The organism is Streptomyces sp. NPDC002619 (assembly GCF_042889305.1).
GTDB lineage: Bacteria > Actinomycetota > Actinomycetes > Streptomycetales > Streptomycetaceae > Streptomyces.
In genome coordinates, this window is the sequence record NZ_JBIAQV010000002.1 from 361,921 (window position 1) to 385,847 (window position 23,927).

The 23,927-nt window shown below is 70.3% G+C and carries 20 protein-coding genes and 1 pseudogene; 10 read left to right on the forward strand and 11 right to left on the reverse strand.

Annotation, left to right across the window (positions count from 1 at the left end):
• Positions 1 to 199: 199 nt before the first annotated feature.
• Positions 200 to 379: pseudogene (locus ACFYXB_RS05775) on the forward strand (ATP-binding protein); the annotation flags it as partial.
• On the opposite strand, the gene ACFYXB_RS05780 reads toward ACFYXB_RS05775, so the two are convergent.
• The 3 genes from ACFYXB_RS05780 to ACFYXB_RS05790 all read right to left on the reverse strand — a co-directional run bounded on the left by ACFYXB_RS05780 (position 380) and on the right by ACFYXB_RS05790 (position 3,168).
• Positions 380 to 1,426 carry an AI-2E family transporter gene (locus ACFYXB_RS05780; protein WP_389578109.1) on the reverse strand — a complete coding sequence of 349 codons (1,047 nt, stop codon included), beginning with the start codon at positions 1,424 to 1,426 and terminating at the stop codon, positions 380 to 382. It abuts the pseudogene before it with no gap.
• Positions 1,427 to 1,571: 145 nt separating this feature from the next.
• On the reverse strand, positions 1,572 to 2,549 hold the full coding sequence (locus tag ACFYXB_RS05785) for a pirin family protein (RefSeq protein ID WP_389578112.1): 978 nt from the start codon (positions 2,547 to 2,549) through the stop codon (positions 1,572 to 1,574).
• A gap of 136 nt (positions 2,550 to 2,685) precedes the next feature.
• A complete protein-coding gene (locus ACFYXB_RS05790; protein ID WP_389578115.1) occupies positions 2,686 to 3,168 on the reverse strand; it encodes an SseB family protein in 483 nt (160 codons plus the stop codon).
• 142 nt (positions 3,169 to 3,310) lie between these two features.
• Between ACFYXB_RS05790 and ACFYXB_RS05795 the strand changes: the two genes are divergently transcribed.
• Together ACFYXB_RS05795 and ACFYXB_RS05800 are read left to right on the forward strand one after the other, a co-directional pair.
• The gene (locus tag ACFYXB_RS05795; RefSeq protein WP_389578118.1) at positions 3,311 to 5,152 is read left to right on the forward strand and encodes an acyl-CoA dehydrogenase; all 1,842 of its coding nucleotides are present in this window, start codon (positions 3,311 to 3,313) and stop codon (positions 5,150 to 5,152) included.
• An 85-nt stretch (positions 5,153 to 5,237) separates the two neighbouring features.
• Complete coding sequence (locus tag ACFYXB_RS05800; protein WP_389578120.1) at positions 5,238 to 6,536, forward strand: M18 family aminopeptidase; 1,299 nt, start codon at positions 5,238 to 5,240, stop codon at positions 6,534 to 6,536.
• Between the two features lie 143 nt (positions 6,537 to 6,679).
• On the opposite strand, the gene ACFYXB_RS05805 is transcribed toward ACFYXB_RS05800, so the two are convergent.
• Together ACFYXB_RS05805 and ACFYXB_RS05810 are read right to left on the reverse strand one after the other, a co-directional pair.
• Complete coding sequence (locus ACFYXB_RS05805; RefSeq protein ID WP_389578122.1) at positions 6,680 to 8,524, reverse strand: thioredoxin-like domain-containing protein; 1,845 nt, start codon at positions 8,522 to 8,524, stop codon at positions 6,680 to 6,682.
• A 29-nt stretch (positions 8,525 to 8,553) separates the two neighbouring features.
• Positions 8,554 to 8,946 carry a cupin domain-containing protein gene (locus ACFYXB_RS05810; RefSeq protein WP_389578124.1) on the reverse strand — a complete coding sequence of 131 codons (393 nt, stop codon included), beginning with the start codon at positions 8,944 to 8,946 and terminating at the stop codon, positions 8,554 to 8,556.
• A 52-nt stretch (positions 8,947 to 8,998) separates the two neighbouring features.
• Between ACFYXB_RS05810 and ACFYXB_RS05815 the strand changes: the two genes are divergently transcribed.
• From ACFYXB_RS05815 to ACFYXB_RS05825, 3 genes are all read left to right on the forward strand, one after another.
• Positions 8,999 to 9,997 carry a GlxA family transcriptional regulator gene (locus ACFYXB_RS05815; protein WP_389578126.1) on the forward strand — a complete coding sequence of 333 codons (999 nt, stop codon included), beginning with the start codon at positions 8,999 to 9,001 and terminating at the stop codon, positions 9,995 to 9,997.
• Positions 9,994 to 10,488 (forward strand): LURP-one-related/scramblase family protein, encoded by a 495-nt coding sequence (locus ACFYXB_RS05820; protein ID WP_389578129.1) that lies wholly within the window; start codon positions 9,994 to 9,996, stop codon positions 10,486 to 10,488. The genes ACFYXB_RS05815 and ACFYXB_RS05820 overlap by 4 nt, the downstream gene beginning before the upstream one ends.
• Positions 10,489 to 10,582: 94 nt before the next feature.
• Positions 10,583 to 13,288 (forward strand): SpoIIE family protein phosphatase, encoded by a 2,706-nt coding sequence (locus ACFYXB_RS05825; protein ID WP_389578132.1) that lies wholly within the window; start codon positions 10,583 to 10,585, stop codon positions 13,286 to 13,288.
• On the opposite strand, the gene ACFYXB_RS05830 is transcribed toward ACFYXB_RS05825, so the two are convergent.
• On the reverse strand, positions 13,285 to 14,085 hold the full coding sequence (locus tag ACFYXB_RS05830; protein WP_389578135.1) for a carbon-nitrogen family hydrolase: 801 nt from the start codon (positions 14,083 to 14,085) through the stop codon (positions 13,285 to 13,287). The genes ACFYXB_RS05825 and ACFYXB_RS05830 overlap by 4 nt on opposite strands.
• A 227-nt stretch (positions 14,086 to 14,312) precedes the next feature.
• Between ACFYXB_RS05830 and ACFYXB_RS05835 the strand changes: the two genes are divergently transcribed.
• Positions 14,313 to 15,137, forward strand: a complete 825-nt coding sequence (locus ACFYXB_RS05835) for a maleylpyruvate isomerase family mycothiol-dependent enzyme (protein WP_389578137.1) — start codon at positions 14,313 to 14,315, stop codon at positions 15,135 to 15,137.
• Positions 15,138 to 15,270: 133 nt separating this feature from the next.
• Entirely contained in the window at positions 15,271 to 16,086 is an 816-nt protein-coding gene (locus tag ACFYXB_RS05840) for an SAM-dependent methyltransferase (protein ID WP_389578140.1), read from the forward strand.
• Between the two features lie 136 nt (positions 16,087 to 16,222).
• Here ACFYXB_RS05840 and ACFYXB_RS05845 read toward each other — a convergent pair whose 3' ends face one another.
• Together ACFYXB_RS05845 and ACFYXB_RS05850 are read right to left on the reverse strand one after the other, a co-directional pair.
• Positions 16,223 to 17,518 carry a nitrate/nitrite transporter gene (locus tag ACFYXB_RS05845; RefSeq protein WP_389578143.1) on the reverse strand — a complete coding sequence of 432 codons (1,296 nt, stop codon included), beginning with the start codon at positions 17,516 to 17,518 and terminating at the stop codon, positions 16,223 to 16,225.
• Positions 17,515 to 18,165, reverse strand: a complete 651-nt coding sequence (locus ACFYXB_RS05850; protein ID WP_389578146.1) for a GntR family transcriptional regulator — start codon at positions 18,163 to 18,165, stop codon at positions 17,515 to 17,517. Before ACFYXB_RS05850 ends, ACFYXB_RS05845 begins: the two co-directional genes overlap by 4 nt.
• A gap of 184 nt (positions 18,166 to 18,349) precedes the next feature.
• On the opposite strand from ACFYXB_RS05850, the gene ACFYXB_RS05855 reads away from it, so the two are divergent.
• A complete protein-coding gene (locus tag ACFYXB_RS05855; protein WP_389578149.1) occupies positions 18,350 to 19,252 on the forward strand; it encodes a D-alanyl-D-alanine carboxypeptidase family protein in 903 nt (300 codons plus the stop codon).
• A 72-nt stretch (positions 19,253 to 19,324) separates the two neighbouring features.
• Here ACFYXB_RS05855 and ACFYXB_RS05860 read toward each other — a convergent pair whose 3' ends face one another.
• From ACFYXB_RS05860 to pdhA, 3 genes are read right to left on the reverse strand one after another with little or no spacing between them, the layout of a single operon-like run.
• A complete protein-coding gene (locus ACFYXB_RS05860; RefSeq protein WP_389578152.1) occupies positions 19,325 to 20,725 on the reverse strand; it encodes a dihydrolipoamide acetyltransferase family protein in 1,401 nt (466 codons plus the stop codon).
• A gap of 10 nt (positions 20,726 to 20,735) precedes the next feature.
• Complete coding sequence (locus ACFYXB_RS05865) at positions 20,736 to 21,716, reverse strand: alpha-ketoacid dehydrogenase subunit beta (protein ID WP_389578155.1); 981 nt, start codon at positions 21,714 to 21,716, stop codon at positions 20,736 to 20,738.
• Between the two features lie 2 nt (positions 21,717 to 21,718).
• Complete coding sequence (pdhA, locus tag ACFYXB_RS05870; protein ID WP_389578157.1) at positions 21,719 to 22,906, reverse strand: pyruvate dehydrogenase (acetyl-transferring) E1 component subunit alpha; 1,188 nt, start codon at positions 22,904 to 22,906, stop codon at positions 21,719 to 21,721.
• Between the two features lie 324 nt (positions 22,907 to 23,230).
• On the opposite strand from pdhA, the gene ACFYXB_RS05875 reads away from it, so the two are divergent.
• Positions 23,231 to 23,887: a response regulator gene (locus tag ACFYXB_RS05875; RefSeq protein WP_389578160.1), complete on the forward strand. Its 657-nt coding sequence runs from the start codon at positions 23,231 to 23,233 to the stop codon at positions 23,885 to 23,887.
• Positions 23,888 to 23,927: the final 40 nt, after the last annotated feature.

Here is a 23,927-nt window from a genome sequence, read left to right on the forward strand (position 1 = left end):
CCTACCGGGCACCCCAAGATCGGCTCCCCACCATTACCGAGTCGGCGACCGGCGGCATTCCTGGATCATCTCTCCATAAAGTGGGGCAATGCGCACTGGTGAGCCCCCACCCGCCGTCGGGGACGTACTCGCCGCCCTCGCGACCGGGATGTGGCACTGGGACACCGCCACCGGGCTGGTCGCCGCGGATGCGGAGGCGGCACGGCTGCGGGTGGAGGTCACCGAAGCCGGCGACGACCTCCCGCACAAGCGCCGGCCCGGGGAACTGGCCTCCTCCGGGCGCGGCCTGGTGCTGATCGAGCTGCTCGCGGACGAGTGGGGGGTCAATCCGCGGGGCGAGGGGAAGACGATCTGGTTCGACGTGTACGAGCGGCGGTGACTAAGGCCCTGCCTCTTGTTCAAGGGCGTACCGGCTCCTGAGCTCCTGTACGACCCCGAACGCGGCGGCGGTCAGCGGTACGGCGAGCAGCATCCCCACGATCCCGGCGACGGACGCGCCCGCCGTGATCGCCAGTATCACCACCGCCGGATGCATCTGCACGGTGCGGCTCTGGATCATCGGCTGGAGCACGTGCCCCTCCAGCAGCTGGACGGCGAGTACGACGCCGAGCGCCCACAGCGCGATCACGAAGCCCCGGTCGGCGAGCGCGACGAGCACGGCCACCGCGCCGGAGAGGAAGGCGCCGAGGTAGGGGATGTAGGCGGCGACGAAGACCAGCGCGCCCAGGCCCGGCGCGCCCGGCACCTGGAGGATGAGCAGTCCGACGGTGATGCAGGTGGCGTCGATGAGCGCGATGACGGTCGTGCCGCGCATGAAGCCCTCGATCGCACCGAAGGCGCGCCGGGCCATGGCCTCCAGGAGGTCGGCGGTGCCGCGCGGGGCGACGGATCTGAGGGTCTCGGCGGCCCGGTCGGAGTCGCGCAGGAAGAAGAAGACGAGCAGCAGCGCCAGTACGGCCATGGCGATGGCCTCGCCCACGACGCTGACCCCGCTGATCACATTGGCGGCTGCCGTTCCGCCGAACTTGGTGAGCAGTTCCTTGGAGTTGGCGGCGAGGTCGTCGAGCGAGGTCCCGGCCGCCCCGAAGTGCTGGGCGAGGGACTTCCCGGCCTCCCGCAGCGAGGCGATGATCTCGTCCCCGGTGTCGATCAGCACGGCGACCACGATGTACACGGCGCCCCCGACCACGGCGACGACCGCGACACAGGTGAGCCCGGCGGCCAGGGACCGCTGCACCCCGGCCCGCACGAGCCGCCGGTACAGCGGGCCGAGCAGCGCGGTGCCCAGCAGCGCGAGCAGCACGGGCGTCACGGCCGTACGGAACTCCACGCACAGCCGGATCCCGATGTACGCGACGCCGGACGCGAGCAGGATCACCACGCACCAGGCCGCGAGACGACGGATCGGTTCGGGGAGCAGCTGCACCCACCCAGCGGATCACGCACAGCCCACCGTGTCCTGCGCGAACGGTCCGTGCGGGTGACGGACCGTCAGCGACGGTGGCCGGCTCGCCGTACGCCGACGAGCCGTGGCCTCGTGGGCGCACGGCTTGTCGGGGTGTGGTGCGGGGTCAGGCCTGGGGGCCGGACTCCGTCATGCCGTGGACCGCCGGGATGGTGCCGAGGCGGCCCTTCTGGAAGTCCTCGAAGGCCTGCTGGAGCTCTTCGCGGGTGTTCATGACGAAGGGGCCGTAGTGGGCCATGGGCTCACGGATGGGCTGTCCGCCGAGGAGGACGACCTCCAGGTCCGGCGTGTGGGAGTCCTGCTTCTCGTCCGCGCGGACAGTCAGCGAGGAGCCGTTGCCGAAGACGGCGGTCTGGCCCAGCTTGATCGGACGGTGGTCGGCGCCGACCGTGCCGCTGCCCGCCAGCACGTACGCGAGCGCGTTGAAGTCCTCGCGCCAGGGCAGCGTGATCTCGGCACCCGGCGCCAGCGTCGCGTGGATCATGCTGATCGGCGTGTGCGTGATGCCCGGACCCGCGTGCCCGTCCAGCTCACCGGCGATGACCCGCAGGAGCGCGCCGCCGTCGGGGGAGGTGAGCAGCTGGACGTTGCCCGCGCGGATGTCCTGGTAGCGCGGCGCCATCATCTTGTCCTTGGCCGGCAGGTTCACCCACAGCTGCAGACCGTGGAAGAGGCCGCCGGACACGACGAGGGACTCCGGCGGCGCCTCGATGTGCAGGAGGCCCGCGCCCGCCGTCATCCACTGGGTGTCGCCGTTGGTGATGGTGCCGCCACCGCCGTTCGAGTCCTGGTGGTCGAAGATGCCGTCGATGATGTAGGTGACGGTCTCGAAGCCGCGGTGCGGGTGCCAGGGGGTGCCCTTGGGCTCACCCGGCGCGTACTCCACTTCGCCCATCTGGTCCATCATGATGAACGGGTCGAGATGGCGGTAGTTGATCCCGGCGAACGCCCGGCGCACCGGGAAGCCCTCACCCTCGTACCCGCTCGGTGCGGTCGAGACGGCGAGCACGGGACGTGCCACTGCGTCGGCCAGCGCGGCCACGCGCGGCAGGGTCAACGGGTTCTCCACGGTCACTGCAGGCATGTCGGTACCTCCTTGTGGACCTACTTTAGTTGAACGCTGAACTTTCTGCCACCCCCAACAGAGAAAGCCCGGAGGGCATTCCCTCCGGGCTCACACAAGAGCGGGGTGACGGTCGCGGCTCAGCCGCACACACGACTCAGCCGTACATGCGCCGCATCGCGAACTCGACCATCTGCTCCACGGCCTTCGCGTCGAAGACCATGCGGTGCTCGCCCTCCATGTCGAGGACGAAGCCGTAGCCGGTCGGCAGGAGGTCGATCACCTCGGCGCCGGTGATCACGAAGTACTTCGACTCCTTGCCCGCGTACCGGCGCAGCTCCTTCAGCGAGGTGAACATCGGGATCACCGGCTGCTGGGTGTTGTGCAGGGCGAGGAAGCCGGGGTTGTCACCGCGCGGGCAGTACACCTTCGAGGTCGCGAAGACCTGCTGGAAGTCCTCGGGGGTGAGCTGGCCGGTCGTGAAGGCCCGCACCGCGTCCGCGAGCGACGGCGGCGACGGCTCGGGGTACAGCGGCGGCTGCTGCTGGCCATAGCCGCCGACACCGCCCGCCGGCTGCTGCGGCGAGGCGTACTGCTGCTGAGCAGCACCATCGTTCATGGGCTGGCCGTATCCGTACATAGGCGCAAGCGTACTGAGTCACAGATGACCGGTTCGGGCTTGCTTCTTATTACCGACGGGTAGCATCATCGTAGCTACTAATTGGTACGTGAACCAGATGCGAGGAGTCAGTGCCTCGCCGAGTCCGATACGGAGCCGTCACATGGGGCACTACAAGCCGAATCTCCGCGACATCGAGTTCAACCTTTTCGAAGTCCTCGGCCGCGACAAGCTGTACGGCACCGGCCCCTTCGCCGAGATGGACACCGACACCGCGAAGAGCGTCCTCGAGGAGCTGACCCGGCTCGCCGAGAACGAGCTGGCCGAGTCCTTCGCCGACGCCGACCGCAACCCCCCGGTCTTCGACCCCGAGACGAACACCGCGCCCGTCCCGGCGTCCTTCAAGAAGAGCTACAAGGCCTTCATGGACTCCGAGTACTGGCGTCTGGGCCTGCCCGAGGAGATCGGCGGCACGACGGCTCCCCCGTCCCTGATCTGGTCGTACGCGGAGCTGATCCTCGGCTCGAACCCGGCGATCTGGATGTACTCCTCCGGCCCGGCGTTCGCCCGCATCCTCTTCGAGGAGGGCACCGAGTGGCAGAAGAAGGTCGCCGAGATCGCCGTGGAGAAGACCTGGGGGTCGACCATGGTGCTCACCGAGCCCGACGCCGGTTCGGATGTGGGCGCCGGCCGCACCAAGGCGATCCAGCAGGAGGACGGCTCCTGGCACATCGAGGGCGTGAAGCGCTTCATCACCTCCGGTGAGCACGACATGGAGGAGAACATCCTTCACTACGTGCTCGCGCGGCCGGAGGGCGCCGGTCCCGGCACCAAGGGGCTGTCCCTCTTCCTCGTGCCCAAGTACCTCTTCGACTTCGAGACCGGCGAGCTGGGCGAGCGCAACGGCGCCTACGCCACGAACGTCGAGCACAAGATGGGCCTCAAGGCCTCCAACACCTGCGAGATGACCTTCGGCGACCGCCACCCCGCCAAGGGCTGGCTGATCGGCGACAAGCACGACGGCATCCGCCAGATGTTCCGCATCATCGAGTTCGCCCGCATGATGGTCGGCACGAAGGCGATCTCCACCCTGTCGACCGGCTACCTCAACGCGCTGGAGTACGCCAAAGAGCGCGTCCAGGGTCCCGACCTGGCCAACTTCATGGACAAGGCCGCGCCCAAGGTCACCATCACCCACCACCCCGACGTGCGCCGCTCGCTGATCACGCAGAAGGCGTACGCGGAGGGGATGCGCGCCCTCGTCCTCTACACCGCCTCCGTCCAGGACGCCATCGCGGTCAAGGAGGCGAACGGCGAGGACGCGTCGACCGAGCACGCGCTCAACGACCTGCTCCTGCCGATCGTCAAGGGCTACGGCTCCGAGAAGGGCTACGAGCAGCTCGCCCAGTCGCTGCAGACCTTCGGCGGCTCCGGCTTCCTGCAGGAGTACCCGATCGAGCAGTACATCCGCGACGCCAAGATCGACACCCTGTACGAGGGCACGACGGCGATCCAGGGTCAGGACTTCTTCTTTCGGAAGATCGTCCGCAACCAGGGTGCCGCGCTGAACTCCCTCGCCGAGGACATCAAGAAGTTCCTGGCGCTCGGCACCGGCGGCGAGGAGCTGGCGGGCGCCCGCGAGCACCTGGCCAAGGCCGCCGTCGAGCTGGAGGCGATCGTCGGCCTGATGCTGACCGACCTTGCCGCCACCGAGCAGGACGTCAAGAACATCTACAAGGTGGGCCTGAACACCACCCGCCTGCTGCTCACCTCCGGTGACGTGATCGTCGGCTATCTGCTCCTCAAGGGTGCCGCGGTCGCCGCCGAGAAGCTTCAGTCGGCGTCCGCCAAGGCTGTGTCCTCCAAGGATGTGGCCTTCTACACCGGCAAGATCGCCGCGGCGAAGTTCTTCGCGGCCAACGTCCTGCCCGGCGTCACCCTGGCCCGCAAGGTCTCGGAGAACGTCGACCTGGACCTGATGGAGCTGGACGAGGCCGCGTTCTAGTCACCGGCCGCACGCTCCGATCACATACGTGGGTCTGCTCCCGTGAGAGGGAGGAGGCCCACGTACGTCGTTAAACTAAAACCCCATGAGCGCATCAACCCGCTTCGACCGGGGCCACACCGACGACCTGATGTCCTTCCTCGCGGCGAGCCCGTCGCCGTACCACGCCGTGGCGAACGCCGCCGAGCGGCTGGAGAAGGCCGGTTTCCGCCAGGTCGCCGAGACGGATGCCTGGGACGCGACGAGCGGCGGCAAGTACGTGCTGCGCGGCGGGGCGATCGTGGCCTGGCACGTCCCCGAGGGCGCCGGAGCGCACACGCCGTTCCGGATCGTCGGCGCCCACACCGACTCGCCCAATCTGCGGGTCAAGCCACTGCCGGACACCGGGGCGCACGGCTGGCGCCAGGTCGCCGTGGAGATCTACGGCGGCCCCCTGCTCAACTCCTGGCTGGACCGGGACCTGGGCCTGTCCGGCCGGCTGACCCTGCGGGACGGTTCGAGCCGTCTGGTGAACATCGACAGGCCCCTCCTGAGGGTGCCCCAGCTGGCCATCCACCTCGACCGGAACGTGACCGCCGAGGGTCTCAAGCTCGACAAGCAGCGGCACATGCAGCCCATCTGGGGCCTCGGCGACGACGTGCGCGACGGTGATCTGATCGCCTTCCTGGAAGAGGAGTCCGGGCTGCCGGCCGGTGACGTGTCCGGCTGGGACCTGATGACGCACTCCGTCGAGGCACCGGCCTACCTCGGCCGCGAACGTGAGCTGGTCGCCGGGCCACGCATGGACAACCTGCTGTCGGTCCACGCGGCCACGGCGGCACTGGCCGCGGTCGCCACCTCCGACGCGGACCTGCCGTACATCCCGGTCCTGGCCGCCTTCGACCACGAGGAGAACGGCTCGCAGTCCGACACGGGTGCGGACGGGCCGCTCCTCGGCGGGGTGCTGGAGCGCTCGGTGTTCGCACGCGGCGGCTCGTACGAGGACCGGGCGCGCGCCTTCGCCGGCACGATCTGCCTGTCCTCCGACACGGGTCACGCGGTGCACCCCAACTACGCGGAGCGCCACGACCCGACGCACCACCCGCGCGTCGACGGCGGCCCGATCCTCAAGGTCAACGTCAACAACCGCTACGCCACGGACGGTTCGGGCCGCGCGGTCTTCGCCACCGCCTGCGAGAAGGCCGGGATCCCCTTCCAGTCCTTCGTCTCCAACAACTCGATGCCCTGCGGCACCACGATCGGCCCGATCACGGCGGCACGGCACGGCATCAAGACGGTCGACATCGGCGTCGCGATCCTCTCGATGCACAGCACCCGCGAACTGTGCGGCGCAAACGACCCCCACATGCTGGCCAACGCGCTGGTGGCGTTCCTGGAGGGGTAACCGGTCATCCGGCACCCAACCCGTACCGGCACGCCCACGCGTATGCCGGCGCCAACGGCTTCGTGGGCAAGGTGAAGGACAGCTTCGACGGCCGGACCAGCTGCCGGCGGTTCGACGACGCCGACGGCGACCGGGGGCTGAGGTTACGGCACCCGGGTGTCGTCGTCCCTCCCCGCGAGGACCAGGGGGAGCCGGGTCGTGCCGCCCTCCGCGACCCGGACCGGGACGCACCAGTCCTGCTGATGCACATGGCACGCGGGGTATTCGTTGTCCGGGTCGTCGTCGCAGGACGCCGCCATCGCCGAGACGTGCAGCACGCCCTCCCTGACAGCCGGGTTCAACTCCAGCTCACGGGACAGGTCCGGGTCCGCGCCCGCACCCGCGAGCAGCAGCCCGGGCGGGGTGGAGGAGACGAGCAGGCGCGTCGAGGGGCCGTACCGCGTGTCGAGCTTCTGGCCGGCCGGAGCCTGGAAGACCACGTCCAACCGGAGCCTTCCGGGCGCGACTTCGGTGGCAGCGCGCTGCGTACGGTGGGACACGGCGGCCACCCGCACCGCCTCCTCGGGCAGTCTCAGCCGGGTCAGCCGGTGCCGGGCCGACTCGACGACCACGATGTCGTCGCCGGCCAGCACGGCGTCGCTCGGCTCGCGCAAGTCCGTGGCCAAGGTGGTGACTTCGCCGGTCGCGGGGTCGTAACGCCGTAGCGCGTGGTTGTACGTGTCGGCCACCGCCACCGAGCCGTCGGGCAGCGCGGTCACACCCAACGGATGCTGGAACAGGGCCTGTTCGGCGGCGCCGTCCCGGTGGCCGAAGTCGAACAGACCGGTGCCCACGGCGGTGTGCACGGCGCCGTCGAGGTCCACCCAGCGCAGCGCCGACGTCTCGGAGTCGGCGAGCCAGAGCCGGTCGGCGGTGGCCGCGAGCCCGGACGGCTGCGCGAACCACGCCTCGTCACCGGGCCCGTCCACCAGCCCCTCGTTGGTCGTACCGGCCGCGACCCCGACGGTCCCCTCGGCCGGGTCGTACGCCCACAGCTGATGCACCCCCGCCATGGCGATCCACACCTTGCCGCCGAACAGGGCCACGTCCCAGGGCGAGGAGAGGTCGACCTCACGAGCCGGACCAGCGGTGGCTGACCCCTGCCACCACTGCTTCCCCGTGCCGGCGAGGGTGCTCACCTCACCGGTGACCAGGTCCACCCGCCGCAGGGCGTGGTTGACGGTGTCAGCGACGACCACGGACGACTCGTCGAGAAGCGCGAGCCCCTGCGGCTCACTGAAGGAAGCCGCGTCCGCCGCACCGTCCACGAAGGCGCGCACCCCGGACCCGATCCGCCGCACCACGCTCTCACCGTCCTCGGCCAGCTCCACCAGCTGATGCCGGGTGGTGTCGCTGACCAGGAAGTTCCCGCCGGGCAGCAGCAGCGCCTTACCGGGGAAGCGCAGCACGGTCGGCTCGGGCTCCGGCGCCACGTACGGCCCGTCGCCCCGGCGCAGCGTGCCCTTGGCGGCGTGCTCGGCCTCCAGCTCCTCGACGAGCCGCTCGATGGCGTGCGCATGCCCCTCACCGGCGTGCTGCGCGACGACGTAACCCTCGGGATCGATGACGACGAGCGTCGGCCAGGCCCGCACGGCGTACTGCTTCCAGGTGGCCAGCTCGGGGTCGTCGAGCACGGGATGCTCCACCCCGTACCGCTCGACGGCGTCGACCACGGCTCCGTGCTCGGCCTCGTGCACGAACTTCGGCGAGTGCACCCCGACGATCACGACGGTGTCCCGGTGCTTCTCCTCCAGCTCCCGCAGTTCGTCGAGGACGTGCAGACAGTTGATGCAGCAGAAGGTCCAAAAATCAACAACAACGATGCGTCCCCGCAGGTCGGCAAGGGTGTACTGCTTCCCACCCGTGTTCAGCCAGCCGCCCTTGCCGGTCAGCTCGGGAGCGCGCACTCGGGCGCGGCGGCGGGTCGGGGCCGGGAACGTGTCGCTCATGGATCAAGCGTGCCACTCGCCACCGACAGTCACCCCAGCGCGTGTCCCGTCGTCGCGTCCACGTGGGACGGGATCTCGTCGTGGCGGTCGCCGACCGTGACCGTGCCCGTGGGTTCGAAGAGGAGGATGGCCGTGGGGACCGGGGCGTACGGCTTGTGTTCCGTGCCGCTCGGGACCGTGAAGACCGAGCCCTTGGGGAGGACCACGGTGCGTTCGCCGGCCGGCTCGCGCAGGGCGATGTGGAGTTCGCCGTCCAGGACCAGGAAGAACTCGTCGGTGTGGTCGTGGACGTGCCAGAGGTGGTCGCCCTCGACCTTCGCGACGCGGACGTCGTAGTCGTTGACGGCCGTCACGATGCGGGGGCTCCACTGCTCGGTGAAGGAGGCCAGGGCGGAGGTCAGGGAGATCGGGTCGTTGCTCATGCCGACAACCTTCGCGGTGGCGGGACCGCCGCGCGAGTGCTAGGAATCGCATATGGCGCAAGGATCCTCTCAGGGCGAAGCAGCCCATCGGGTCGTGCTCGTCGTCGACGAGAACTCCAACCCGTTCGAGATGAGCTGCGCCATCGAGGTCTTCGGGCTGCGCAGACCCGAGCTGGGGCGGGAGCTGTACGACTTCCGGCTGTGCGCCGCCGAGCCGGACACCCGGATGCGGGACGGCTTCTTCACGCTCTCCGGGGTCGCCGGTCTGGAGGCGGCCGAGGAGGCGGACACGCTGATCGTGCCGAACCGGCCGGACACCGCCGTCCCGCGTTCGCCCCGCGTCCTGGACGCCGTACGGCGGGCACACGCGCGTGGCGCCCGGCTCGTCGGTTTCTGTTCGGGCGCGTTCACGATCGCCGAGGCCGGACTGCTCGACGGGCGGCGTGCGGCCTGTCACTGGATGTGGGCGGAGTCCTTCCGGGCGCGCTTCCCGCAGGTGCGGCTGGAGCCGGACGTGCTGTTCGTGGACGACGGCGACATCCTCACCGCGTCGGGCAGCGCCTCCGCTCTCGACCTCGGGCTGCACGTCGTACGGCGTGATCACGGCGCCGAGATCGCCAACGCCGTCTCCCGGCGGCTGGTGTTCGCCGCGCACCGGGACGGCGGGCAGCGGCAGTTCGTGGAGCGGCCGGTGCCCGACGTGCCGGACGAGTCGCTCGGGCCGCTGCTGGCCTGGGCCCAGGAGCGGCTGGGCGAGCCGCTGACGGTGGGCGATCTGGCCGCGCGGGCAGCCGTCTCCCCCGCGACGCTGCACCGCCGCTTCCGTACGCAGCTGGGCACCACGCCGCTGGCCTGGCTCACCGGGGAGCGGGTCGCGCTCGCCTGCCGGCTGATCGAGCGGGGCGAGGAGCGGCTGGACGTCGTGGCGGCCCGGAGCGGTCTCGGTACGGCCGCCAACCTGCGCGAACGGCTGCGGCGCGAAACCGGGCTCAGCCCGTCGGCCTACCGGCGGCGTTTCGGTCCCGCGCGCGGGGAAGCCGTAACGGCATGAGATTCCTGGTACGCGACCGGCTCCTCGGCTTCGGCGAGGACTACTGGATCGAGGACGAGCACGGCTCCAAGGTGTTCCTCGTCGACGGCAAGGCGATGCGTCTGCGGGACACCTTCGAGTTGAAGGACACGCACGGGCGCGTGCTCGTCGACATCCATCAGAAGATGTTCGCCCTGCGGGACACGATGGTGATCGAGCGCGGCCGCGAGGCCCTGGCAACCATCCGGCGCAAGCGGCTGTCGTTGCTGCGCAACCACTACCGGGTGAGCCTGGTGGACGGCACGGAGCTGGACGTCAGCGGCAAGATCCTCGACCGCGAGTTCGCCGTCGAGTACGACGGCGAACTGCTCGCCGTGATCTCCCGGCGATGGCTGCACGTGCGCGAGACGTACGGCGTGGACGTCGTACGGGAGGACGCGGACCCGGCGCTGCTGATCGCGGTGGCGGTGTGCGTGATCCACCTCGCGGAGAAGGAGCGGGAGGAGAATTGAAGGGGAGCGAGTGGGGCGTGAGAGGTCGGTGAGAAGGGTCGGGGCGAGGCTGAGCTGGGAGGAGGACCCGTACCGCTTGTGAGATAAAAGAGGCATGGCGGGATTCTTCGGCCGCGTGCGCTCGGCGGTGAGCGTACGCACCGTCGCCCGGCAGGTCTTCGTTCTTCAGGCGGCGATCGTCGTGCTGCTGGTCGCCGCGGCGGCACTCGCCCTGGCTCTTCAGCATCGGAGAGCGAGCGAGGAAGAGGCCCAGAACCGCTCCTTGGCCGTGGCCGAGACCTTCGCCCACTCACCCGGCATCGTGGAGGCGCTGCGCAGCCCGGACCCGAGCGCGGTGCTCCAGCCGCGCGCGGAGGCGGCGCGCAAGGCGGCGCATGTCGACTTCATCGTGGTGATGACCACGAACGGCATCCGCTACACCCACCCCGACCCCGCCGAGATCGGCAAGCACTACATCGGCACCATCGGCCCCGCCGCCGCGGGTGGCGTCGTCCAGGAGACCTACACCGGCACGCTGGGCCCCTCCGTACGGGCCGTGGTGCCGGTCACCGATGCCCAGGGCAAGGTCGTCGGCCTCGTCGCCGCCGGGGTCACGCTCAGGGAGATCAGCGGGCACACCCATGCGATGCAGCCGCTGCTCATCGGCGCGACGACCGCCGCACTGGCCATCTCCACCGTCGGCACCTTCCTGGTCAGCAGGCGGCTGCAGCGCCAGACGCACGGCCTGGAGCCCGCCGAGATGACCCGGATGTACGAGCAGCACGACGCCGTCCTGCACGCCGTACGGGAGGGCGTGCTGATCATGGACGGGGACGGCAGGATCGGGCTGGCCAACGACGAGGCGCGCAGGCTGCTCGGGCTGGGACCGGACCCGCAGGGCCGGTCGCCGCTCGACCTCGACATCGGCAACGACCTGGCCCGGCTGTTCGCCTCCGGGCGGGACGCCACCGACGAGGTGCATCCGGCGCAGGGCCGGCTGCTGGCCGTCAGCCAGCGCTCGACCGACCGGAACGGCGGGCCGCCCGGCAGCGTCGCGACCCTGCGGGACACCACCGAGCTGCAGGCGCTCACCGGCCGGGCGGACCTGGCGCAGGAGCGGCTGAAGCTGCTGTTCGACGCCGGTATGGAGGTCGGCACCAGCCTCGACGTGGCGCACACCGCCCAGGAACTGGCGAACTTCGCGGTGCCCCGGTTCGCCGACTTCGTCACCGTCGACCTCTCGGACCCCGTGCTGCGGGGCGGGGAGCCGCGAGCCGACGGCGCGGACATGCGCCGCGTCGGCTTCCAGGGTGTCCAGCAGGGCACCCCCCTATACGGCCCCGGCAGGCTGCTCCGCTTCATGCCCCCCACTCCGCAGGCGGCCGTTTTCGGTACGGGCGAGGCCGTCCTGGAGGCCGATCTGACCGTCTTCGCCGGCTGGCAGGCGCAGGATCCCGAACGGGCGCGCCAGCTCGTGGAGTTCGGGATCCACTCGATGCTCGCGGTGCCGCTACGCGCGCGGGGCGTCAACATGGGCGTGGCCACCTTCTGGCGCGCCGGTGCGCGCGAGCCCTTCGAGCGGGACGACGTCTCCCTCGCCGAGGAGCTGGTGGCGCGGGCCGCCGTCAGCATCGACAACGCCCGCCGCTACACCCGCGAACACGGCATGGCCGTCACGCTGCAGCGCAGCCTGCTGCCCCGGGCCCTGCCCGAGCAGAGCGCCCTCGACGTGGCGTACGGCTATCTGCCCGCGCAGGCCGCGCAGGGCGGGGTCGGCGGCGACTGGTTCGACGTCATCCCGCTGCCCGGCGTGCGGGTGGCGCTCGTCGTGGGCGACGTCGTCGGGCACGGGCTGCACGCGGCGGCCACCATGGGCCGGCTGCGCACCGCGGTCCACAACTTCTCGACCCTGGACGTCCCGCCCGACGAACTCCTGTGGCACCTGGACGAGCTGGTCACCCGCATCGACCAGGACGAGACCGACGACAGCGAGGGCCCGCCGGTCACAGGAGCCACCTGTCTGTACGCCGTGTACGACCCCGGCACCGGGGTGTGCACCCTGTCCCGCGCCGGGCATCTGGCACCCGCCGTCATCCGTCCCGACGGCGGTGTGGAGTTCCCCGACGTGCCGGGCGGGCCGCCGCTGGGCCTGGGCGGGCAGCTGCCCTTCGAGGCGACCACGCTGCGGCTCGCCGAAGGCAGCACGCTGGTGCTGTACACGGACGGGCTCGTCGAGGACCAGGACCGCGACATCGACGAGGGTCTGGAACTGCTGCGGGAGACGCTGGTGCGCGCCGGTCGGACACCGGAGGAGTCGGTTCCTGTCCCGACGCCGGAGGCGATGTGCCGGTCGGTGCTCAGGGAGCTGGTGCCCGACCGGCCGCGGGACGACATCGTGCTGGTCGTGGCGCGGACGCGACTGCTCCCCGCCGACCGTACGGCGGTCTGGGACGTGCCGGAGGACCCGGAGGCCGTCGGCCGGGTGCGGGCCGCGGCCGCCCGGACCCTGGAGGAGTGGGGGCTGGCGGAGTCGGCGTTCACGACCGAGCTGATCCTGAGCGAACTGGTCACGAACGCCATCCGGCACGCCGGCGGGCCCATCCGCGTCCGTCTGATCCGCGACCGCTCTCTGATCTGCGAGGTGTCCGACGGCAGCAGTACGGCTCCGCACTTGCGCCGCGCGGCGACGACCGACGAGGGCGGGCGAGGCCTGTTCCTGGTGGCCCAGTTCGCCGAGCGCTGGGGCACCCGCTACACGCTCGAGGGCAAGGTCATCTGGACGGAACAGCCGCTCGGACCCGAGGGTGAGGCCGGGTACTAACGGGCGCGGCGCGGGGGATCCAGTCCCAGTACGCGGTCCTTGAGCACCGGGAACGTCTCCCGGGTCGTCGCCACCTTCGCCGGGTCGAAGTCGACGGTGAGGACCTCCTCGCCGGGGCCCGCCTCGGCCAGTACCTCGCCCCAGGGATCGACCACGATCGAGTGACCCGCCTGGGGAACTCCGGCGTGCGTACCGGCCGTTCCACACGCGAGCACGAACGCCTGGTTCTCGACCGCCCGCGCCCGGGCCAGCAGTGTCCAGTGCGCCCGGCGGCGTTCCGGCCAGCCCGCCGGGATCACCAGGGTCTCGGCGCCGGCGTCGACGAGAGCGCGGAAGAGTTCGGGGAAACGCAGGTCGTAGCAGGTGGCCACGCCGAGGGTGGTCATGGGCAGCGGGACCGTCACCAGGTCGTGCCCGGCGCCCATCAGCACGGCCTCGCCCTTGTCGAAGCCGAAGCGGTGGACCTTGCGGTAGGCGGCGGCCAGGTCGCCGGAGGGGGAGAAGACGAGCGAGGTGTTGTAGAGGGGACCGTCAGGGTCACGCTCAGGAATCGAGCCGGCGTGCAGCCACACGCCCGCGTCGCTCGCCGCCTTCGCCATCGCCTCGTACGTCGGACCCTCGAGCGGCTCGGCCTCGCGCGCGAACTCCTCGAAGGCGAACGCACCGGTGGTCCACAGCTCGGGCAGGACCACGAGATCGGCTCCGGCTTGTTCTCGTACCAGGGCGGCCACCCGCCGCCTTCGCAATTCGACTGATTCGCCATCTTCTACGGCAATTTGGATCAGCGAGGCGAGCACACTACCACCGTCCTGGCATTCGAGCCGTCCACACGGGCCTACGATCGTCACACGAAAGCACTGCCGGGGTGCCTCACAGCAGCGTAACTTGGGGGTCCCCCCTGTTCGAGCGAAGCCGAGAGCTCGGGGGAGTTTCCAAGAGTTCCGAGACACCCGCCGACAGCCACCTCCCACTGGCACCGCCGCCACCAACCGCCCGTGTACCGACCGCCGAGGGGTCCCGTTCCGTGAGTCTGCATCCCACCCTCCAGCCCTACGCCGACGCGTGGACCCACTCCATCGAAGCGATATCCGAGCTGGTGCAGCCCCTTGTGGAGGGCGAGTGGAACCGGCGGACGCCCTGCCCGGGGTGGTCGGTCCGCGACGTCGTCTCGCACGTCATCGGCATGGACTGCGAGATGCTCGGCGACCCGCGCCCCATCCACACGCTGCCGCGCGACCTGTTCCACGTCACCAACGAGCACCAGCGGTACATGGAGATGCAGGTCGACGTGCGCCGTCACCACACGGCGCCGGAGATGACGTCCGAGCTGGAGTACACGATCATCCGCCGCAACCGCCAGCTGCGGAACGAGGCCCGTGACCCCGGAACCAAGGTGCGCGGTCCGCTCGGCGTGGACATCACGCTCGAGGAGGCCATGCGGTACCGCGCCTTCGATGTGTGGGTGCACGAGCAGGACCTGCGCGCCGCGCTGGGCCGGCCGGGCAACCTCGACTCACCGGGCGCGTACATCACCCGGGACTACCTGCTCGCCGAGCTTCCCCAGGTCGTCGCCGACAAGGCGAACGCTCCGCGCAGTTCCGCGGTCGTCTTCGACGTGCACGGGCCCGTGGAGTTTCTGCGCACCATCCGCGTCGACATCCAGGGCCGCGGCACGCTGGAGACAGCGCCCGCGCTCGGCCCCGCCGCGACCCTCACGCTCGACTGGGAGACCTACGTCCGCCTGGCCTGCGGCCGCGTCACCACGGAGTCGGTCGCGGACCGGGTGAAGACGGAGGGCGACCCGGAGCTGACGGCGGCGATCCTGCGCAACTTCACGGTTACGCAGTAACGCGGGGGTGTGCCGCGGGGGACGGCCGCCTGTACGTGGTAAGTGTCGGCCGCTCGTGTACGTAGCCCGGTCTCGGAACCGGCGTACGGATATTCGCTGTTGCCGATCCGTGCCGGAAACTAGCGTGCCCGCCATGACCGACACCGAGTTCACCGCGCTGACCGACCCCGCCGACACGGACGTGGACGTCGACGCGCCGCCGCCCCGGCTGACCCGGCTCACCTTCCACGGCCCCCTCTCCGAGGCACGCGCCGCCCGCCTGGTCCGGCGGCTCGCCGGCAGCCGGCCCGGCACCGTGCTCGACGTCGGCTGCGGCTGGGGCGAGTTGCTGTCGCGGGTCCTGGAAGCCGTACCGGACGCGCGCGGTACCGGTGTCGACCTGCGTGGTGAGGACCTGGAGCGGGGGCGGCGGAACGCGCGGGCGCGGGGGCTCGCGAGCCGGGTGGAGTTCGTCGAGGAGTCGGCGGTGGGAACTCGGCGCGGACCGGCCGACCTGGTCCTGTGCCTGGGTGCCAGTCACGCCCTGAGCACGGCCGAGCCACCCCTGCACACCACCGAGGCCCTGCGCGAGCTGCGCCGGCTGGTCTGTGACGGTGGGCGGGTCGTGCTCGGCGAGGGCTTCTGGGAGCGGACCCCGACCCCGGCCGAGCTGTCCGGTATGTGGCCCGACGCCTCGGCCGACGACCACTACGGCCTCGCCCGCCTCGTCGATCTCGCCGTCGAGGCGGGTTTTAGGCCCGAGTGGACCGAGACCGCGAGCCAGGAAGAGTGGGAGGAGTTCGAGTCGGCATACCAGGCGGACACCGAGGTGTGGCTCGCCGGGCACCCGGACCACCCGCTGGCCGCAGAGACCCGCGAACGCCTCGACACCCACCGCGCCCAGTGGTTCACCTACCGCGGCATCCTGGGCATCGCCTACCTGACGCTCGTACCGGTGACGGTCCGCTGACACACACGCGAAGGGCCACCCCCCTCGGCTTACGCCGGAACGCGCACGGCCGCCCAGCGGCTCGCCGGAACGCGCACCGCCGACCGCCGGCCGGCAACCGGCTCACGCCACAAACGCGAACCCCCGGCTCACCGCCTCACGCCGGAACGTGCACCGTCTCCACCCGGCTGGCGACCAGCCGTTCCCGTTCCCGGCGTGCTGCCCGCCTGCGCAGGCGCAGGATCTGGCTCACGCCGAGTGCCTGGAGGACGAACACGGCGGAGAAGGCGATCGTGTAGTCGTCGCCGGTGGCGTCCAGCAGGACGCCGATCGCGAACAGGGTCGTCATCGACGCGACGAAACCGCCCATGTTGGTGATGCCGGACGCCGTGCCCTGCCGTTCCGGCGGATTCGCGGGGCGGGCGAAGTCGAAGCCGAGCATCGAGGCCGGACCGCAGGCGCCCAGCACCGTGCACAGCACCAGGAGCAGCCACATCGGCGCGTGGTCGGCCGGGTAGAGGAGGGTCGCCGCCCACACGGTGGCCGTCGCCGCGACCGTGCCCAGGGCCAGGGGCAGCCGGGCCGCGTGGTGCCGGGCGACGATCTGGCCGTAGACCAGGCCGATCACCATGTTGGACAGGACGACCAGGGTCAGCAGTTCGCCCGCCGTGGCGCGGCTGAGGTCCTGGGCCTCGACCAGGAAGGGCAGCCCCCACAGCAGCAGGAACACCATCGCCGGGAACTGGGTCGTGAAGTGCACCCACAGGCCCAGCCTGGTCCCCGGCTCCCGCCAGGACGCGGCGATCTGCCTGCGCACGTAGGACGCGCCCAGGTGCGGGAACGGCTCCGGTTCGTGGCCCTCGGGGTGGTCCTTCAGGAACAGCACGAGCAGGACGAGGACGACGACTCCGGCCAGCGCGCTGCCCGCGAAGGCGGGGGTCCAGCCGATGCCGTGCAGCAGCCGGGCCAGCACCAGCGTGGAGACCAGGTTGCCCGCCATGCCGACGAGACCGGCGAGCTGCGCGACCAGGGGCCCGCGCCGGGCCGGGAACCAGCGGGTGCCCAGCCGCAGGACGCTGATGAACGTCATCGCGTCGCCGCAGCCGAGCAGCGCGCGCGAGGCGAGCGCGGTGCCGTACGACGGGGAGAACGCGAAGCCCAGCTGGCCGGCCGTGAACAGTACGGCGCCCAGGCCCAGCACCTTCTTGGTGCCGAGCCGGTCGACCAGCAGGCCCACCGGTATCTGCATGCCCGCGTAGACGAGGAGCTGGAGGATCGAGAAGGTCGACAGTGCCGAGGCGCCCACATGGAAACGGGCCGCCGCGTCGAGGCCGGCGACACCGAGGGACGTACGGAAGATGACGGCGACGAAGTAGACCGAGACGCCGATGCTCCACACCCAGACGGCGCGGCGTCCGCCCGGCGGATCACCGGGCAGGGTGGCGCCCGTCATCGGACCTCACCCCGCGCCAGGTTCGAGAACCAGCTCACGTGCCGGTGCACGATCCCGACGGCCGCCTCCGCGTCCCCGGAGCGCAGCGCCTCGAGGATCTCCTCGTGCTCGGCGAGCGTCTTGGCGATGCGGTCGGGGTGAGAGTGCATGACGGCGACGCCCATGCGCAACTGGCGGTCGCGCAGCTGGTCGTAGAGGCGGGAGAGGATCTCGTTGCCGCCGCTGCGCACGATCTCGGCGTGGAAACAGCGGTCGGTGACCGCGGCCGCGGCGAAGTCACCGGTGGCGGCCTGCGCCTTCTGCCGGTCGAGCAGTTCCGCCAGGCGCTCGACGAGGCCCGGCGGTGCGGGTACGGCCTTGCGCGCGGCGTGCTGCTCCACCAGCAGCCGTGTCTCCACGACGTCGGCGATCTCCTGCGCGGAGACGGGCAGCACGAGGGCGCCCTTCTTGGGGTAGAGCTTGATCAGCCCCTCCACCTCGAGCCGCAGCAGTGCCTCGCGCACCGGTGTGCGCGAGACCCCGACGGCCTCGGCCAGCTCACCTTCCGTGAGCAGCGTGCCACCCTCGTAGCGGCGGTCGAGGACGCCCTGCTTGACGTGGGTGTAGACACGGTCGGCGGCGGGGGGCTGCTTCACGGCCGTATGCATGTCCACAGGATAGATACAACACGTACGCATGCGCGCGGGACGTCCATCATCCGGACGTGAAAATCCCTCCGTCCGGAGCGCAACCATCCGCACCGCTTACGTGTCACACACGTGCGGCCCTACTTTCTTGCCACCTCAACTCGGCCGCACATCAGGGGCATTCAACGTATTCGGGGTATATCACTTGAAAATCGGCATCAAGGGCATCCGTCTTCGCAGAGCCGTCGCGGTCACCGTCACCGCAGGCGCCGTGCTCACCACCGGAGCCCTCACCGCTGCGCCCGCGCAGGCCTTGACCACGCCCTCGATCGTGGCCAAGGGCGGCTATGTCATGAACAACTCGAACGCCACGTCGCTGTACACGAAGGCGGCGGACACCAGGCGTTCCACCGGCTCCACCACGAAGATCATGACCGCGAAGGTCGTGCTCACGCAGTCGAACCTCAACCTCGACGCCAAGGTCACGATCCAGAAGGCCTACAGCGACTACATCGTCGCCAACAACGCCTCCCAGGCCCACCTGATCGTGGGCGACCAGGTCACCGTCCGCCAGCTGCTGTACGGCCTGATGCTGCCGTCCGGCTGCGACGCCGCCTACGCGCTCGCCGACAAGTTCGGCACGGGCACGACGCGCGCCGCGCGCGTGACGTCGTTCATCGGGAAGATGAACACCAAGGCCAAGCAGCTCGGCCTGACGAACACGCACTTCGATTCGTTCGACGGCATCGGCAACGGCGCCAACTACTCGACGCCGCGCGACCTGACGAAGCTCGCCAGCAGCGCGATGAAGAGCACCACGTTCCGCTCGATCGTGAAGACCAAGTCGTACACGGCGAAGACCATCACCAAGACGGGCAGCACCCGCACGATGTCGCCGTGGACCAACACGAACGGTCTGCTCAGCAGCTACACCGGCACCATCGGCGTGAAGACCGGCTCCGGCCCCGAAGCCGGCTACTGCCTGGTCTTCGCCGCGACCCGGAACGGCAAGACGGTCATCGGCACCGTCCTCGCCTCCACGTCCATCCCCAACCGCGAGTCGGACGCCAAGAAGCTGATGACCTACGGCTTCGCCAGGCTCGGCTGACCTTCGGTCACCCACGCGAACGGGCCCGTCGTGAACACCACGACGGGCCCGTCCTGTTGGCGCTGCGGGGCGCTACGCCCAGGTGATCAGCCGCTTCGGCTGTTCCAGGATCGCCGCCACGTCCGCCAGGACCTTGGAGCCCAGTTCGCCGTCCACCAGGCGGTGGTCGAAGCTCAGGGCCAGGGTGGTGACCTGGCGGGGCTTCACCTTGCCCTTGTGGACCCACGGCTGCAGCTTGATCGCGCCGACCGCGAGGATCGCGGACTCGCCGGGGTTGAGGATCGGCGTGCCGGTGTCGACGCCGAAGACGCCGACGTTGGTGATGGTCACCGTGCCGCCCTGCATCGCGGCCGGGGAGGTCTTGCCCTCCCGTGCCGTGGACACCAGCTCGCCCAGCGACTCGGCCAGCTGCGGCAGCGTCTTGGTGTGCGCGTCCTTGATGTTCGGGACGAGCAGACCGCGCGGGGTGGCCGCGGCGATGCCCAGGTTGACGTAGTGCTTGAGCACGATCTCCTGGTTCGCCTCGTCCCAGGACGCGTTGACGTCCGGGTTGCGCCTGATGGCGACGAGCAGGGCCTTGGCGATCAGCAGGAGCGGGTTCACCCGCAGGCCCTGGAACTCCTTGTCCTGCTTGAGTTCCTCGACCAGCTTCATCGTGCGCGTCACGTCCACCGTCACGAACTCCGTGACATGCGGTGCCGTGAACGCAGAGCCGACCATGGCCTGCGCGGTCGCCTTGCGGACGCCCTTGACCGGGATGCGGGTCTCGCGGCCGCCGTCGTACGTCACCACCTGGGCCGGGAGCACCGGTGCGGCGGGCGCGGTCGGGGCCGGCGCCACGGGCGCGGGGACCTCGGTGGCCTGGGGAGCTACCGCCGCGTGCACGTCCTCGCGCGTGATGATGCCGTCCGGGCCGGTCGGGGTCACCGTCGCCAGGTCGACGCCGAGGTCCTTCGCCAGCTTGCGCACCGGCGGCTTGGCCAGCGGGCGTTCCCGCACGGCGGGCGCGGCGGAGTGGCCGTTCAGCTCGGCCTGGATCGCCTGGGCCGCCTCCACCTCGGCGGCCGCGGACCCGGTGCTCTTGCGCGGGCGGCGCTTGGTGGAGGACGTCGCCACGCCGTAGCCGACCAGCACCGGCTGGCGGCCCTCCGGCTTCGGCTCCTCCTGGGGCTCCGCGGGAGCCGGTACCGCGGCCGGCGCGGGCGCGGCGCCGCCCGACACGTCCACCGCGATGATGGATGTGCCCACGTCCACCGTGGTGCCCTCGGGGAAGTGCAGCTCGCGGACCACGCCGTCGTAAGGGATGGGGAGTTCGACGGCCGCCTTGGCAGTCTCGACCTCGCACACCACCTGGCCGTCGGTCACCTTGTCGCCCGGCTGCACGTACCACTTGAGGATCTCGGCCTCGGTGAGTCCCTCGCCCACGTCGGGCATCTTGAACTCGCGCACGGACGCTTCCGTCATCGTCGTCACGACCCTCTCCTCAGTACGCCAGGGCACGGTCGACGGTGTCGAGCACCCGGTCCAGGTCCGGAAGGTACGACTCCTCGATGCGGGCCGGCGGATAGGGGGCGTGATAGCCACCCACGCGGAGCACGGGGGCCTCCAGGTGGTAGAAGCAGCGCTCCGTGATCCGGGCGGCGATCTCCGCGCCAGAGCCGAAGAACACCGGTGCCTCGTGGACCACGACCAGACGGCGGGTCTTCTCCACCGAGGCCTGGATCGCGTCGAAGTCGAGCGGGGAGACGGACCTGAGGTCCAGGACCTCCAGGGACTTGCCCTCCTCGGCGGCCGCGTCGGCGACCTCCTGGCAGAGCTTCACCATCGGGCCGTACGCGGCGAGGGTCAGGTCGGTGCCCTCGCGGACCACGCGCGCCTTGTGCAGCGGTGCCGGGATGGCTTCGAAGTTGACCTCGGCCTTGTCCCAGTAGCGCCGCTTGGGTTCGAAGTAGATCACCGGGTCGTCGCTCTGGATGGCCTGCTGCATCATCCAGTACGCGTCGGCCGCGTTCGACGGGGAGACGATCTTCAGGCCTGCCACGTGCGCGAACAGGGCCTCGGGGGACTCCGAGTGGTGCTCGACCGCGCCGATGCCGCCGCCGTAGGGGATGCGGACGACGACCGGGAGCTTGACCTTGCCCAGCGAGCGCGCGTGCATCTTCGCGAGCTGGGTGACGATCTGGTCGTACGCCGGGAAGACGAAGCCGTCGAACTGGATCTCCACCACCGGGCGGTAGCCGCGCAGGGCGAGGCCGATGGCGGTGCCGACGATGCCCGACTCGGCGAGCGGGGTGTCGATGACGCGGCTCTCGCCGAAGTCCTTCTGCAGGCCGTCCGTCACCCGGAAGACGCCGCCGAGCTTGCCGACGTCCTCACCCATGACGAGGACCTTGGGGTCCGCCTCCAGGGCACGCCGCAGCGACTCGTTGATCGCCTTGGCCAGAGCCAGCTTTTCCGTCGCCATGATCAGACCCCCTCTACGTCCGCGAACGACGCCTGGTAGGCGGCGAACTGGGCGCGCTCCTCGTCGACGAGCGCATGCCCGTCCGCGTACACGTTCTCGAAGATGGCGAAACTGTCCGGGTCCGGCATGGCACGGACCACCTCGCGCACTCGTTTGCCCAACGCCTCGCTCTCCGCTTCGAGTTCCGCGAAAAATCCCTCGTCCGCGTGGTTTGCGGACTCGAGGTAGCGGCGAAGGCGCAGGATCGGGTCCTTCGCCTCCCAGGCCTGGCGCTCCTCGTCGCCCCGGTACCGCGTGGGGTCGTCGGAGGTGGTGTGGGCGCCCATGCGGTAGGTGTACGCCTCGATCAGCGTCGGGCCCTCACCGCCGCGGGCGCGGTCCAGCGCCCACTTGGTGACCGCGAGGCAGGCGAGGACGTCGTTGCCGTCGACGCGCACGCCGGGGAAGCCGTAGCCCTGGGCACGCTGGTAGAGCGGCACGCGGGTCTGCTTCTCGGTCGGCTCCGAGATCGCCCACTGGTTGTTCTGGCAGAAGAACACCACGGGGGCGTTGTACACGGCGGAGAAGGTGAACGCCTCGGCCACGTCGCCCTGGCTGGAGGCGCCGTCGCCGAAGTAGGCGATGACCGCCGAGTCGGCGCCGTCCTTGGCCACGCCCATCGCATAGCCCGTGGCGTGCAGCGCCTGGGAGCCGATGACGATCGTGTAGAGGTGGAAGTTGTTGCTGTTCGGGTCCCAGCCGCCGTTGTTGACGCCCCGGAACATGCCGAGCAGGTTGGTCGGGTCGACGCCGCGGCACCAGGCGACGCCGTGCTCGCGGTAGGTCGGGAAGACGTAGTCGTCCTCGCGGGTGGCCCGGCCGGAGCCGATCTGCGCGGCCTCCTGACCCAGCAACGACGCCCACAGGCCCAGCTCGCCCTGGCGCTGCAGGGCGGTGGCCTCGGCGTCGAAGCGGCGGGTGAGCACCATGTCGCGGTACAGACCACGCAGCTCTTCGGGGGTGATCCCGGCGACGTACTCGGCGTATTCCGTGTACTTCGCGTCCTCGACGCGCTCGCCCTCGGGCGTCAGCAGCTGAACGAGTTCGGGTTCGCTGCTCTTGTTGGCAGCGGTGCGCTTGGTGCCGGTGGTGCCGGCCTTGCCTGCGGCGCTGCGTCGCGGCTTGCGCGCGGCACTGCTCTCCACGGTCACGTGTGCTCCTCCGTCGGTCCGGCCCCCGGGGTTGCCGGGTAACCAGTGCGGCTCACCTGTTTTCGGCACCCGGTGTGCACGGGGTGGGTGCCACCGGCCGAAACAGGCGTGACAGGTGCCCCGGCGAGCGCCCTGCAACCATCACGTTACCCAGTGCGCCACATTTCTGTGAAACCCCACCTGACCTGCGATTTTGCTTGGATTTCCAAGTAAATCGACGCGGACTGGAAGGTCGCTGGTCACAGCCTTGCAGGAGGCCGGAGCAACGGCACGTTATCCCGCCTACCCGGGCCACGGGAAGAGTTTGCGTGTGAGACTGACTTCGTGCGCAAAGAGGGAAAAATCAGAGTATTTCTTCTCGACGACCATGAGGTCGTACGGCGCGGCGTGCATGAACTCCTCTCCGCGGAGGACGACATCGAGGTGGTCGGCGAGGCCGGTACGGCCACCGACGCCCTCGCGCGGATTCCGGCCACCCGGCCCGACGTGGCGGTCCTCGACGTACGCCTCCCGGACGGCAGCGGGGTCAAGGTGTGCCGCGAGATCCGCTCCCGGGACGAGTCCGTCCGGTGCCTGATGCTGACTTCGTTCGCCGACGACGAGGCCCTCTTCGACGCGATCATGACCGGCGCCTCCGGCTACGTCCTGAAGGCGATCCGGGGCAACGAGCTGCTCACGGCCGTGCGCGACGTCGCCGCGGGCAATTCCCTGCTCGGCCCCGTGGCCACGGCCCGGGTGATGGAGCGGCTGCGCGGCGGCCCCGCCCGCACCGACGACCGGCTGGCGAGCCTGACCGAGCAGGAGCGCCGGATCCTCGACCTGATCGGCGAGGGGCTCACCAACCGGCAGATCGGCGAGCAGCTGCATCTCGCCGAGAAGACGATCAAGAACTATGTGTCGAGTCTGCTTTCCAAACTCAGCATGCAGAGGCGCTCGCAGGCGGCCGCGTACGTGGCACGGACGCAGGCCGAGAACCGCTGAGCCGGCGACTCGGGAAACCGCCGCGACACTTCGAGCGCCC

What these genes read in the sequence shown, in the direction of transcription:
- ACFYXB_RS05825 (WP_389578132.1), top strand. Translation starts at nt 10,583, where the DNA reads ATGGCGGGATTCTTCGGCCGCGTGCGCTCGGCGGTGAGCGTACGCACC.
- ACFYXB_RS05805 (WP_389578122.1), bottom strand. Translation starts at nt 8,524, where the DNA reads ATGAGCGACACGTTCCCGGCCCCGACCCGCCGCCGCGCCCGAGTGCGC.
- ACFYXB_RS05865 (WP_389578155.1), bottom strand. Translation starts at nt 21,716, where the DNA reads ATGGCGACGGAAAAGCTGGCTCTGGCCAAGGCGATCAACGAGTCGCTG.
- ACFYXB_RS05800 (WP_389578120.1), top strand. Translation starts at nt 5,238, where the DNA reads ATGAGCGCATCAACCCGCTTCGACCGGGGCCACACCGACGACCTGATG.
- ACFYXB_RS05820 (WP_389578129.1), top strand. Translation starts at nt 9,994, where the DNA reads ATGAGATTCCTGGTACGCGACCGGCTCCTCGGCTTCGGCGAGGACTAC.
- ACFYXB_RS05810 (WP_389578124.1), bottom strand. Translation starts at nt 8,946, where the DNA reads ATGAGCAACGACCCGATCTCCCTGACCTCCGCCCTGGCCTCCTTCACC.
- ACFYXB_RS05815 (WP_389578126.1), top strand. Translation starts at nt 8,999, where the DNA reads ATGGCGCAAGGATCCTCTCAGGGCGAAGCAGCCCATCGGGTCGTGCTC.
- ACFYXB_RS05845 (WP_389578143.1), bottom strand. Translation starts at nt 17,518, where the DNA reads ATGACGGGCGCCACCCTGCCCGGTGATCCGCCGGGCGGACGCCGCGCC.
- ACFYXB_RS05790 (WP_389578115.1), bottom strand. Translation starts at nt 3,168, where the DNA reads ATGTACGGATACGGCCAGCCCATGAACGATGGTGCTGCTCAGCAGCAG.
- ACFYXB_RS05795 (WP_389578118.1), top strand. Translation starts at nt 3,311, where the DNA reads ATGGGGCACTACAAGCCGAATCTCCGCGACATCGAGTTCAACCTTTTC.
- ACFYXB_RS05850 (WP_389578146.1), bottom strand. Translation starts at nt 18,165, where the DNA reads ATGCATACGGCCGTGAAGCAGCCCCCCGCCGCCGACCGTGTCTACACC.
- ACFYXB_RS05785 (WP_389578112.1), bottom strand. Translation starts at nt 2,549, where the DNA reads ATGCCTGCAGTGACCGTGGAGAACCCGTTGACCCTGCCGCGCGTGGCC.
- ACFYXB_RS05840 (WP_389578140.1), top strand. Translation starts at nt 15,271, where the DNA reads ATGACCGACACCGAGTTCACCGCGCTGACCGACCCCGCCGACACGGAC.